This window comes from Terriglobia bacterium (genome assembly GCA_020073205.1).
In the GTDB taxonomy this organism is placed as follows: domain Bacteria; phylum Acidobacteriota; class Polarisedimenticolia; order Polarisedimenticolales; family JAIQFR01; genus JAIQFR01.
On record JAIQFR010000124.1, the window covers coordinates 1 to 12,590 of the forward strand.

A 12,590-nucleotide genomic window follows, 5' to 3' on the forward strand; every position below is an offset into this window, starting at 1 on the left:
TGCTCCAGGTGTCGTCGGGCACGCACGACGGGGACCCGGCGTCGGGTAGCGGGGGCAGGGCGGCGATCGACGACGCCGGGATCGCGATGGCGAGCGTCGCCGAAGGTTCCGGCTGGCGCATCGACCATTCGTCCCAGTCGACCTTCGGCACGCTGTAGACCGCGACGCGCGAGACCGAAGCGTCCCGTGACAGAGGCACTTCGACCGTGAACGCGTCCCGCGACTCGATCACCGGCCCGGGGCGGCCCACCTCCTCCGGGACGGAACGCGGGCGCCGGTCGCCCAATGCGGTCCCGCCGGAGGGAGGGCCGAGCGGCAGATCCCGGATCGTCCGGCGCGGGTGCGCGGTCCCGGGATCGATACGCCCGCTGGCGAGCCGATCGAAGATGGAATCGGCCTCGCGACGAGGCGATTCCTGGATCGTCCGGTCGCCCGCGAGGAAGCTCCGGACGAGGCGGTCGACGAGGACCGGGCGGACCAGGCACTCGCGCACGAGGAGAGGATCGTCCCCGAGCGCGCGGAACAGCTCCCGCAGTCTCTCCGGGAACCGCGTGGATCGGACGATGCGAGCGAGCTCCGCGTCGAGCTGCTCGGCACGGATCGGCGCGCGCCAGACGCGCTCGAGCGCTTCCGATTGCGCGAGATACCCGCGCACCTTCCTCTCGAGCACGTCGCGGCCCACGGCCGCCTCGAACGTCCGCTGCGTGGCGATCTGATGGTGGTAGTAGACGCGCTCGATGGCGCGCTGCGCGTCGACGCGATCCTCGAAGGTGAGGTCGCGGACGGCCCGAGCGGGAAGCGCGAGGGTTCCGGCGAGAAGGGTGAGGATCGCCAGGAATGTGACGCGCCGGGATGTCATATTGGCTCCTCCTCTCGCGGCCGAGGTCTCCGGCGCCCGAGGAGCCCGAACGAGCGTCCCACCGGACCGGGTCTCGAACAGCCGGAATTTGATTGGAGGCTACACCGCACAAGCTGCGCATGCAAACTGACCCGAATCACGGCGCGAGGCGATCGCGCTCAGAACCCGCGGGGCCGCTCCCCCGCCACCCCGAATGCCCGCTCGAGAGCGATCCCGGCCGCGACGATCGTTCCCTCGTCGAACAGCCGGCCGACGAGCGCGACCCCGTGGGGCACCCGTCGCTTGCCGGCGAACGTCGGCAAGGGGTGCGAGGGGTCCGGCGCCCAATCGCTGCGGGCCTGGCTCACCTCGACGAACCCTGCTCGCACCACGAGCGCCGGGTGTCCGGTGAAGTTCGTGATGGTGAGGATCTCGTCGCGCAACGCCGGGACCAGCAGGAGGTCCACCTCCTCGAAGACGCGGGCCATCTCTCGCGCCACCTTGCGGCGCAGGCGGTCGGCCTGGACGAAATCGACGGCGGACAGGAAGCGCGACTGACGGAACGTGTTCGGCCACGCATCCGGCACCTGCATCTTCAGCGCGTCCAGCCCGTGCGACAGCGTCAGCTCCTCGAACGCGGCCGCGCTCTCGGCGAAGAGAATCGTGTTGAGCGAGGCGTAAGGCCAGTCCGGAAGGCTCACCTCCACCGGCACCATCCCGAGGCGGCGGACCGTTTCGAGCGCAGCACGTTCCACGTCCGTGGCCGGACTCTCGTTCATCCAGCCCGGGAAGTACCCCACCCTGAGACCCTTCACCGGGAGCGCCGAATCGAAGTCGAGCCGGCTCGGCACGCTCCCGAGATCGCCGGGGTCCGGGCCGGAGATGGCGGCGAGGACCAGCATCGCGTCTTCGACGCCGCGGGTCAGAGGACCCAGCTTGTCGAGAGACCAGCAGAGCGTCATCGCGCCCGTCCGCGGGACGCGCCCGAACGTCGGCCTCAACCCCGTGAGACCGCAGCGCATGGCGGGATCGACGATGCTCCCCTCGGTCTCGCTGCCGATCGAGAAGCCGACGAGCGCCGCCGCAGTGGCCGCGCCCGGCCCCGCGCTGCTTCCTCCCGACCCTTCCTCGAGGAGCCAGGGGTTCATGGTCTGGCCGCCGAACCAGACGTCGTTCAACGCCAGTGCGCCCAGGCTCAGCTTGGCCAGGAGCACGGCCCCGGCCCGGTCGAGCCGTTCGACCACGACCGCATCCCTGTCCGGCACCCGGTCCCGGTACGGCTCGGCGCCGTACGTGGTCGGGACGCCCTTCGTGTCGAGGAGGTCCTTCACCCCGAACGGGATCCCGTGGAGCGGGCCGCGGTATTTCCCGGCGGCGATCTCCGCGTCGGCGCGCCGCGCCCGCTCGAGAGCGAGGTCGGGTGTCGCCGTGATGACGCAACTGAGCTTCGGATCGAAGCGCTCCATCCGCTCGAGGTAGACGCGCGTCAGCCGTTCGGAGGTCAGGACGCGCGCCTCGATCCAGCGCGAGAGCGCGGTCACGGGTGCGAAGGCGATGTCCTCGTCGCGGGCGGGGAGAGGACCCGGATCTGCCGTAGTCCGGACGAACCGTTGGCCCGCGGGGAGGTCGGGCACTCCCGGGATCATGGGGTTCCAGAGCGTGGCCGGGGGAAGGTCCGGCTCGAGGGCAACCCTCCTCGGGCCCGTGCGCCGCTCCATGGTCGCCGCCATCGACTGACGCCAGTTGCCCGCGGCCTGCGCCCGCTCGGCCGCCGTCAGGTCCACGCGAACGAGCTTCTGGGCTTCGGCGAGGGTCGCGGCGCTCACCTCGGGCCCCACGGCCGGAGCCGTGCCGAAGGCGGGGGGAGTTCCGGTGGCCGGCGGGGCCTGGGGCGCAGGGTCGGTTGCCTGGACCTCGGCGACCGCGCCGCGAGCCGCGGCGGCACCGAGGACGGAAGCGGCGGTGCGGGCAAGGAATCGCCGGCGGGATTCGATCGAGGCTCGCGGGCTCATTTCGCCCTCCACTTTCCCGCCTGCGCGGCGTGGCCCCTGCCCGGCTCGGACTTCTCCCAGGCTCCGTAAAGCGCCACGAGCGCCTCGAGGCATTTCGGCTCGTCGGGGCTCTTGGCTGCCGAGAGCAGACGCTCCGCCTCGAGGAGCTCCGTCTCCCCCTGGGCGTAGCGCTCGAGAGCCGTGAGCGCGCGGCCGAGTGCCACTCGCGCCACCCCCATCGTGCGGCTCTCCTGGAGCTTTTTCCGCTCGTAGCCCGTCACCGCCTCCCGGGCGACCTTCTCGGCTTCGTCGTAACGACCCTGGTCGTCGTACAGGGCGGCGAGGTTGCCCATGGACCGGAGCGTGTCCGGGCTCTCCGGCCCCACGACCCTTCGCTGGGCCTTCAAGGTCTCGTCGAGGAGCTTCTCCGCCTCGCTCCGGCGTCCCTGCTGCAGGTACACCTCGGCGAGATTGCACATCGACGTGAGCGTGTCCGGGTGCTCCGGCCCCAGGACGCTTCGCTGGGCCTTCAGCGTCTCGCCGAGGAGCTTCTCGGCCTCGGTCGCGCGTCCCTGTTGCACGTACACCTCGACCAGGTTACCCATGGAGCTGAGCGTGTCCGGGTGCTCGAGACCGAGGACTCTTCGCTTCACCGCCAGCGTCTCGAGGTTGAGCTTCTCGGCCTCGGCGTAGCGCCCCTGCTCGGAGTAAAGGACGGCCAGATTGTTCATGGCCGAGAGCGTCTCCGGGTGCTCCGGCCCCAAGACTCTGCGATCGGTCTCCACCGTCTGGTGGTAGAGCTTCTCCGCCTCGGCGTATTGGCCCTGACGGTCCTGATTGATGGCGAGGTTGTTCATGGCCGAGAGCGTCTCAAGGCTCTCCGGCCCCGCGACGCTTCGCTGCGCCTCCAGGGTCTCGCGGTAGAGCTTCTCGGCCTCGGCGAGGCGCCCTTGGTCGTCATACACGGCGGCGAGGTTGTTCATGGACGCGAGCGTGTCGGGGTGCCGGGGCCCCAGGACCTTTCGCCTGGCGTCCAAGGTCTCGCGGTGGAGCTTCTCCGCCTCGTCGTAACGCCCCTCGTTGTAGCTCACGACGGCGAGGTTGTTCATCGACTTGAGCGTGTCCGGGTGCTCGGGCCCCAGGACCCTGCGCTCTGCCTCCACGGTCTCGCGGTAGAGCTTCTCGGCCTCGCTCGACCTCCCCTGCCTGAGGTACACGAGCGCCAGCGCGCTCATGGACCGGAGCGTGTCCGGGTGCTCGGGCCCGAAGGCCCGCGTGCGGATGTCGACCGCGCGCTTGGCGTGTTGCTCGGCCTGCGGGTACAGGCCGAGGCTCACGTACGTCAGCCCGAGCGTCTGCTCCAGGCTACCGGCGATTCTCGGCTCGCTCCCCATGTCTTCAGCGATGGTCTTCCCGGCGCGGGCGAGAATCTGCTCGTCGAGCAGGTGGAGGGCCGTCTCCGTCGAACTCACCCCGAGGAGCGCCGCGTCGAGCGAGGCCAGGGTGGCGGCGACGTTCTCTTCCGGGGCGCCCCGACCTCGGCGTGCGGAGGCCACCCGCTGATGCAGGTCCTTCCAGAGCGCGTCTCCCAGCGCCTCCGGCTTCGAGCTGCTGAGCATGCTCGTGAGGAAGGCGGAGACCTTGTCCGAGGCCTCTCGCTCGCGGTTGGCCCGGTCCCGCTCCAGCGCGATCCGCCGCGCCTCCACCCCCATGGTCGCCGCGAAGGCCAGGAGGAGCGCGGCCAGCCCTGCGGCCAGTGCGACCCCCACCCGGTGGCGCCTCACGTACTTCCCGAGGCGGTACGCCGCGCTCGGCGGCCGTGCCACCACCGGCTCTTGGCGGAGGTGCCGGCGGACGTCCGCGGCAAGCTCCGACGGCGAGCCGTAGCGCCGGGCGCGGTCTTTCTCCAGCGCCTTCATGGTGATGGCGTCGAGGTCGCCCTCGAGCAGCCGCCTCAGCGCTCCCGGGTCCGTGTTCCGGTTCTTCGCCGCGCCCGCGGCCTCCTCCCCCAGAGTGCTCAGCTTGACGCTGGGCCAGGGCGGGTCGACCTCCCTGAGTCTCTTTCGGAGGTCGTCGTAGCTCGAGGAGCGCAGCTCCTTCGAGGCGAAGGGCAGCTCCCCGGTGAGGAGCTGGTAGAGGACGACGCCCAGCGAGTAAACGTCCGTCCGGGTGTCCACGTCCTGACCGCTGGCCTCGGCCTGCTCCGGGCTCATGTACTCGGGCGTGCCGATGACGGCGCCCAGCTCGGTGAAGAGCGTCTTCTCGGTGAGCCGGTAGCCCGTGGCCTTGGCGATCCCGAAGTCGATGATCTTGACCTGGGCCTTGCCGCCGACCAGCGAGACGAGGAGGTTCGACGGCTTCAGGTCCCGGTGGATGACGGCCTTCTGGTGCGCATGCTGGACGCCGTCGCACACCTCGGTGAAGAGCAGGAGCCTCGCGCCGGTGGACAGCTTGTGCGTGTCGCAGTACTCGGTGATGGGGACGCCCGCCACGTACTCCATGACGAAGTACGGCCGGCCCTCCGGCGTGCTTCCGCCGTCGAACACCTTGGCGATGGCGGGGTCGTCCATGAGGGCGAGGGCCTGGCGCTCGGACTCGAAGCGGGCGACCACCTGCTTGGTGTCCATGCCCGCCTTGATGAGCTTGAGGGCCACCCTGCGCCTGGGCTCGAGCTGCTCTGCGAGCCACACCTCTCCCATGCCGCCTTCGCCGATGAGCTGTAACAGCCGGTAGGGCCCGATCCGCCTTTCCGCGTCGGACTCGGAAGGACGGGCGGAGCGGGACCTCGGCCCGAGGGCATGCGTGTCCTCCAGGTCCGAGCCCTTGGAGTTCGATTCGTCGGACATGCTCCCCCTCCCCGAAGCCCGCCGGGCCCAGCCATTCTCCTACTGGGGCCAGGGGTTATCAAACTGCTTGTCGGACGTCCCGCCGCCGCCCCGGCCGCGTGATCGACCAGGTCAAGGCGCAGGCCGCGTGAGCTTTCCGTCCTACCGGGGTCGTGGTCTAATCCAGGGAGATGCCGGACGCCGAGGTCGGAATGACATTGCTGCGCGCTCTCGACTTGGGCCTGCTGTTCCTCTGGTTGTCCATCGACTTCGTCGTCCTGCGCCGCCGCGGGTCGCGTGACGCGCGCCGACGCGATCGGCTCTCGCATCTCGGGATCGTCGTGGCCACCGTGGTGGGAATCGTCGCCAGCACGTCATTCGGCTTCGCGGGCGCCGGCTCCCTCGGCGGGCTCACGGTGCCGGCGCAGATCGCCGGACTCGGGCTCCTCGCCGCAGGCATCGCGTTCCGTTTCACGGCCATCTTCCAGCTTGGCGCGCTCCACATGCCGGTCGTGGCGATCCAACCCGGACATCGTGTCGTGGACACCGGGCTGTATCGCCACATCCGCCACCCCAGCTACCTCGGTGCGTGCATCGGATTCCTCGGCTTCGGGCTCGGACTGGGGAACTGGCTGAGCGGGGTGTCGATTCTCGGCTGCGTCCTCGTCGGCTACCTCTACCGCATCCACGTCGAGGAGGAAGCCCTCCTCGAGGCGCTCGGCGAGGAGTACGCCGGCTACCGGCGGCGCACGCGCCGTCTCATCCCCGGCGTCTACTGACGTCGGGTGGACCGCAGCGACGGACGGGTGCCGAAGGGCATGGGAAAGAAGGGACGACGAATTCTCCGCTGCCGGGAGCGAGCGCCCCGATTCGCTCGCTCAGGCCGCTGGTCGCCCCTCGCCGGCGACGATCTTGACCGCCATCGCAAAAACCGCGAATGCCATCGCCAGCTTCCACCACGCGCCCGGAAGGAACCCGAACAGGTGCTGCGCGGACAGTGACTTCGCTCCGATGCTGCAGAGCAGGGCCGCGGCGGCCAAAACGAGCAGTACCCAGCAAGCGATCTTCATGAGTCACCCCCATTGGTCCAAGGCCGGATCGTAACACGAAGTGACTGGGGTGCTTGGGGCAAACCTGGGTCGCTGCCGCGGCACGGACCGATCGGGAGGCGCGCCGCCCCATGGCGGGCTCCGAGCCGTTCGAGTACCTTGCGGCCAGCGATGGCGCGCAGACTCGGCGCGACGACACGATCAACCGGAGGAAATGACGATGCAGCCCGTGAAGAAGACCAGCTTCAGGATCAACGCGGCGGCGACGAAGACCGCACCGCCCTCGAGTGCGACGGCCGGCGAGACCAAGAAGGCGGCCGGCGCCAACGTCGGTTCGCCTCGCATTCAGATCACGGAAAAGGAGCGCCACGACTTGATCGCGCACGCCGCCTATCTGGCGGCGGCACGCCGCGGGTTTCAGGGCGGCAGCCCCGAGCGCGACTGGCTCGACGCCGAGGCCGAGATCGACGCGAGCCTCATGAATCTGCGCTGACGCGGCGAGTCCCTCCGGGCCGGATCCCGACGCTTCCCTTGAAACCTCCGCGGCTTGACCGCGTAACGACGGGCGGATGACCGTCCATCCACCCATTCCGAAGGAGGCTTTGCCGATGAAACGACCCACAGCATGGCCGCGCGCCGCGGGGCTCTTGCTCGCAATGCTGGTGGTGCTCCCGATGGCCGTGGCGGCTCCGGCGGCACCGACCCGGAAGCCAGCGGGCGGAGCCGCCGGCCAGCCGCCTCTTCTCGACCGGGAGCTTTTCTTCGGCAATCCGGAGATCGCGGGCGCCCAGCTCTCCCCCGACGGGAAGTACATCGCCTTCCTCAAGCCCTGGAAGGAGACCCGCAACGTCTGGGTCAAGAAGACGGGCGATCCGTACACCGCCGCCAAGCTCGTCACCGCCGACCCGAAGCGCCCGATCCCCGGCTACTTCTGGAGCCGCGACAGCAAGTTCCTCCTGTTCGTCCAGGACAAGGACGGCGACGAGAACTACAACGTGTACGCCGTGGATCCCGCGGCCGCTCCCGCCGCGGGCCAGGAAGCCCCGCCGGCCCGCAACATCACGGACGCCAAAGGGGCGAGGGCCCAGATCTACGCGGTCCCGAAGAAGGACCCCGACACGATCTGGGTCGGTCTGAACGACCGGGACGCCGCCTGGCACGACCTCTACAAGGTGAAGATCTCGACCGGCGAGCGGACGCTCGTGAGGAAGAACACGGAGCGGATCGCCGGGTGGCTGTTCGACCTGTCCGGACAGCTGCGCTTGGCCATCCGCGTGGCCGACAACGGCGACACCGAGGTCCTCAGGGTCGACCCGGAGACCTTCACGAAGGTCTACTCCTGCACCGTCTTCGAGACCTGCGGGCCGGTTCGCTTCCACAAGGACGGCAAGCGCGTCTACATGGAGACGAACAAGGGCGAACCCGACCTCACCCGCCTCACGCTCTTCGACCCGGCCACGGGGAAAGAGGAGGTCGTCGAGACCGACCCGAAGGGGCGGGTCGACTTCGGCAGCGCCGTCTTCTCCGAGGCGACCGACGAGCTCGTCGCCACGGCGTACGAGGACGAGCGCCTCCGGATCTACTTCCGCGACAAGGGCTACGAGGCCGACTACCGGCTCCTGGAGAAGGAGCTGCCGGACCGGGAGATCGCGCTGGCCTCCTCCACGGCCGACGACGGCCTATTCATGGTGTCCGCCTCCGCCGACGTCGACCCGGGCACGGTGTACCTCTTCGACCGGAAGACGAAGAAACTCTCCCTCGAGTACCGATCGCGCGAGCGGATCCCCCGCGAGCACATGGCGCCGATGAAGGCGATCCGGTACCCGTCGTCCGACGGGCTCGAGATCCCCGCCTTCCTGACGCTTCCCACGGGCGTCAAAGCAGAGAATCTCCCGGTGATCGCTTTCCCGCACGGCGGCCCGTGGGCGCGCGACGGCTGGGGATTCAACGGCTACGTTCAGTTCCTCGCCAACCGCGGCTACGCCGTCCTGCAGCCCAACTTCCGCAGCTCCACCGGCTACGGCAAGAAGTTCCTCAATGCCGGCAACAACCAGTGGGGCGACAAGATGCAGGACGACATCACGTGGGGCGTCAAGTACCTCGTGTCGAGCGGTATCGCCGACCCGAAGCGCATCGGGATCATGGGCGGCTCCTACGGTGGCTACGCCACGCTGGCGGGCGTCGCCTTCACGCCCGACGTCTACGCCGCGGCCGTCTCGATCGTCGGCCCGTCGAACCTGTTGACGCTTCTCGAGACGATCCCGCCTTACTGGGAGGCGGGCCGGATCATCTTCCACACGAGAATGGGGAACCCGAACACGCCGGAAGGGAAGAAGCAGCTCGAGCGCCAGTCTCCCCTCAACTCGGCCGAGAAGATCCGCACCCCTCTCCTCGTCGTCCAGGGCGCCAACGACCCGCGCGTCAAGAAGGCCGAGTCGGAGCGGATCGTCGTCGCGCTGCGCGACCGCGGCTTCCCGGTCGCTTACATCCTGGCTCCCGACGAGGGACACGGCTTCGCCCGCCCCGTGAACAACATGGCGATGATGGCGACGGCCGAGGCCTTCCTCGGCGAGCACCTCGGAGGCCGCGTCCAGAAGGGCGGCACGCCCGAGGCGATGGCCCGCCAGAAGGAGATCACCGTCGATCCGAAGTCGGTCGTCCTCCAGAAAGCGGTCGATGCGGCCTCGGTCGGAACCCCGAAGCCCGTGGCCGACCTTGCCGCGGTATCCTTGAACTATGCGGGGACGATCGCGGCGGGCGGCCAGAGCATCCCGATCTCGCTCACCCGGGTCATCAAGGACGAGGCTGGCGCCTGGGTCGTCACCGACACGATGAAGATGCCGATGGGTGAAGCGGTGGACACGGTCACCCTCGAGAAGGGGTCCCTCGTCGTCACGAAGCGCAACGTCAAGCAGGGACCGGTGACGATCGATCTCGAGTTCAAGGACGGCAAGGCCACCGGCACGATGGCCATGGGCGCCGAGCCCAAGCCGGTCTCGGCGGACCTCGGAGGGGCGCTTCTGGCCGACGGAGCGGGTTACGACGATGTCCTCGCACGGCTCCCGCTCGCCGAGGGGTACTCGGCGACCTTTCGCAACTTCGACCTCCAGAAGCAGAAGACGGCGCTCAGGCAGATCAAGGTGACCGGGATCGAGAACGCCAAGTCCGCCGCCGGGTCCTTCAAGACGTGGAAGGCCGAGGTCTCCTCCGCCGAGGGCGACCCCGGCGTCACGACGCTCTGGATCGCCACGGACTCACGCAAGGTCGTCAAGACGAGCGCCACGCTCCCGCAGATGGGTGGCGCGACCCTGACCCTGGAGCTCCAGCCATAGGAGAATCGTGAAGCGGCGCGGCCGGTCGGGTCGCGCCGCTCGAACGCAGCTCCGTCTCGTTCTTCAAGATGCCTCGTCGAGACAGGCAGGGCTCGAGGACGGCGAGCTTCATCGAGGAAGCATCGATCAGGCGACGTTGGACACGCCACGCACGCTTGCGGCGTGCGGGCCGGCCGCCCCACCCTCGTCCCCAACCGCGGGGCTTGACCCTTGCGCGTCGACACGAGCAGAATCCCGTTCACTCACGAGTTCATCGCGGTGCCGGTCCGATGTCGCGCCGCCGTCGGCAGCAGGAGGCACATCGTGGGGAATGCGCCCATCGACACCGACGGCCGCTTCCATCGGATGGAGCCGGAGCACTTCGGCCCCTTGACCGCAGCCGAGCCGACTCGCCCCACGCAGTGAGTCGACGAGTCGGCGTACGTCTTCCCGGCTGGGTCCGGCCGGAGCCTTCGGCGAACTGGCGGGTGGCAACCCGTGAACGGTGTCGACCTGCAGGAGAAAGCGTGATGGCGCCTTTCGTTTGCCCGTGGTGGCTGGGCTACTTCCTCATCAGCCCGCTGCGGCGCTACGCGCACGACCCCGGGCGAATCGTCGGCCCGCACATTGGACCCGGGATGACCGTGGTCGACTTCGGTTGCGGCATGGGTCACTTCAGCCTGCCGATGGCAACCATGGTCGGCCCGAAGGGTCGAGTCGTTTGCGTCGACATCCAGCCGAAGATGCTCGCCGGGCTCGCCCGCCGCGCCGCGAAGGCGGGCCTGACAGAGAGGCTCGACTTGCGCGTGGCGTCGCCGGATGGCCCGGGCCTCGCAGGGTTGGCCGGCCAGGTCGACTTCGTCCTCGCTTTCTACGTCGCTCACGAGTTGCCGGATTCGGCGCTCCTTTTCACCGAACTCGCCAGCACGCTCGCGACCCACCGGTGCCTGCTCTTGGCCGAGCCGATCCTTCACGTGCGAAAGGGATCTTTCTCGGACACCGTCGCGGCGGCCGAGAGAGCCGGATTCATGGTGGTCGACCGCCCGACGATCCGCAGATCCCGCGCGGTGCTCCTCACGCGATCCGAGATCTGATGCTCCCCTCGCCATGCGCACCGCAGGCCCCGATTCGTGTTCGTCCCGGCGTGCGGGTCGAAAGCACTTGCCGATCGTCGAGTTGCGGCGAGCGAAGCGTTCTTCGCGACTTTTCCGCTCCAAGCAGGATCCTCTTGCCCAGGGATTCGCGGATGGGTGCGAGAGTGCCGCGGGCGAGATGGTACAATCTTCCGGCTTAACACAAGGAGGCATCCACATGAATCGAATTGCGTCGCACGTCGCACTCTCGGCCGCCATCGTTTCGATGCTCGCGCTCCCCACCGTCGCCGCGGAAAGAACTGCCCTCAAGCCAGCCACGAGAGCCGCAGCCCCGGCGGCCGTCCTGGTGGCTGACGCAGAGTTGAAGTGGACCGACGTACCCGAATTCCCCGGCGTCAAGATGGCGCGGCTGCACGGCGATCCGAACATGGGGCCCAGCCATTTCTTCCTGAAGCTGCCCTCCGGATTCGCCGCAGGGATGCATTTCCATAACGCGGACCATTGGGTCGCGGTCGTCTCCGGAACACTGGTGCTGACGCCCGAGGGCGGGGCCGAGAAGAAGCTGCCCGCCGGCTCGGGATTCGGCTTCACCGGGAAGAAGAAGCACACCACGAAGTGCGCCGAGGGGTCCGATTGCGTCCTCTTCATCGATGCGCGCGGGAAATGGGACGTCATCCCGACCGACAAGAAGTAAGCGCGCTCTGAATTCGATCGGGTGGGCCCGCCGGTTGGGCCCGCCCGTGGACACCGCAGGGAGGTCGAGGGAGATGTGGCTGACCTCCCGGGCGACGACCTTCCCGTGCTCCAACACCTCATGTGGAGCGATGCCGCTTTTTCGACGAGGCCTTCGCGTCGTACTTCGAATCTCTTGCCGTGCGCGAATTCCGGGGCCAGCAGGCCTTCGCCGACGACATGGAGAAATCGCGAAAAGTTTTCGTGCAATGGGTGGAAGCTGGCAAACAGTATGCGGACACCCCAATCGCGGAGTACGGCAAACATGAATTGGGCCAGCTTTCGTACACCAACGGCGGGTGGTCGCTTTACGCGCTGCACGCACCGATGGGGGAAGACCGATTCCTGCAACTCACGCGGCGGCTCGTCGCCGAGTCCGGCGCTGTTGGCGTGGACTTCGAGGACCTCCAGCGATTGGCGGAGGAGGTGGCGCAGCGGAAGCTCGATTCCTATTTTCGCGATGGGTTCTACACCGCCGAATCCTCGCGTCTCCTGATCGATGGTGTGCCCATCGAGAGAATCGCCAGTCGCGATCGGTAGAGGTGAACGGCGAGCAGATTCCCCGCTGGTATCCGCCTCGTGACCTCCTCGGTGACTCCCCCCTTGACTTCCTCCCCCGCCGCCGGACCCTGCCAGGCCGGGAAGGCCCCATGCCCCGCCGACCCTGACGGCCGCCGAGCGGAAGGCGGTCCTACGGACGACGGCGGTCTACCGGGCCGCCCACGACCTGTTCCTGGCGCAGAGGTTCGC

General features: G+C 68.6%; 10 protein-coding genes. 6 read left to right on the forward strand and 4 right to left on the reverse strand.

The genetic code is table 11. The annotated features are described in order from the left end of the window. The 3 genes from LAO51_17955 to LAO51_17965 all read right to left on the reverse strand — a co-directional run. A partial coding sequence (locus LAO51_17955; GenBank protein MBZ5640625.1) for a hypothetical protein occupies positions 1 to 859 on the reverse strand: 859 nt, incomplete at its 3' end. Between the two features lie 158 nt (positions 860 to 1,017). Then, positions 1,018 to 2,850, reverse strand: a complete 1,833-nt coding sequence (locus LAO51_17960; protein MBZ5640626.1) for an amidase — start codon at positions 2,848 to 2,850, stop codon at positions 1,018 to 1,020. After that, positions 2,847 to 5,675, reverse strand: a complete 2,829-nt coding sequence (locus LAO51_17965; GenBank protein MBZ5640627.1) for a serine/threonine-protein kinase — start codon at positions 5,673 to 5,675, stop codon at positions 2,847 to 2,849. Before LAO51_17965 ends, LAO51_17960 begins: the two co-directional genes overlap by 4 nt. A gap of 191 nt (positions 5,676 to 5,866) precedes the next feature. On the opposite strand from LAO51_17965, the gene LAO51_17970 reads away from it, so the two are divergent. Then, on the forward strand, positions 5,867 to 6,433 hold the full coding sequence (locus LAO51_17970) for an isoprenylcysteine carboxylmethyltransferase family protein (protein MBZ5640628.1): 567 nt from the start codon (positions 5,867 to 5,869) through the stop codon (positions 6,431 to 6,433). A 99-nt stretch (positions 6,434 to 6,532) separates the two neighbouring features. On the opposite strand, the gene LAO51_17975 is transcribed toward LAO51_17970, so the two are convergent. Beyond that, positions 6,533 to 6,724 (reverse strand): hypothetical protein, encoded by a 192-nt coding sequence (locus LAO51_17975; protein ID MBZ5640629.1) that lies wholly within the window; start codon positions 6,722 to 6,724, stop codon positions 6,533 to 6,535. Between the two features lie 193 nt (positions 6,725 to 6,917). On the opposite strand from LAO51_17975, the gene LAO51_17980 reads away from it, so the two are divergent. The 5 genes from LAO51_17980 (at position 6,918) to LAO51_18000 (ending at position 12,380) form a co-directional block, all read left to right on the forward strand. Further along, positions 6,918 to 7,196, forward strand: a complete 279-nt coding sequence (locus tag LAO51_17980) for a DUF2934 domain-containing protein (protein MBZ5640630.1) — start codon at positions 6,918 to 6,920, stop codon at positions 7,194 to 7,196. Between the two features lie 115 nt (positions 7,197 to 7,311). Continuing rightward, positions 7,312 to 10,035: a S9 family peptidase gene (locus LAO51_17985; protein ID MBZ5640631.1), complete on the forward strand. Its 2,724-nt coding sequence runs from the start codon at positions 7,312 to 7,314 to the stop codon at positions 10,033 to 10,035. Between the two features lie 509 nt (positions 10,036 to 10,544). Beyond that, positions 10,545 to 11,108, forward strand: coding sequence for a class I SAM-dependent methyltransferase (locus LAO51_17990; protein MBZ5640632.1), 564 nt, complete (start codon positions 10,545 to 10,547; stop codon positions 11,106 to 11,108). Positions 11,109 to 11,325: 217 nt separating this feature from the next. Then, positions 11,326 to 11,802 carry a DUF4437 domain-containing protein gene (locus LAO51_17995; GenBank protein ID MBZ5640633.1) on the forward strand — a complete coding sequence of 159 codons (477 nt, stop codon included), beginning with the start codon at positions 11,326 to 11,328 and terminating at the stop codon, positions 11,800 to 11,802. A gap of 122 nt (positions 11,803 to 11,924) precedes the next feature. Beyond that, the gene (locus tag LAO51_18000; protein MBZ5640634.1) at positions 11,925 to 12,380 is read left to right on the forward strand and encodes a hypothetical protein; all 456 of its coding nucleotides are present in this window, start codon (positions 11,925 to 11,927) and stop codon (positions 12,378 to 12,380) included. Positions 12,381 to 12,590: the final 210 nt, after the last annotated feature.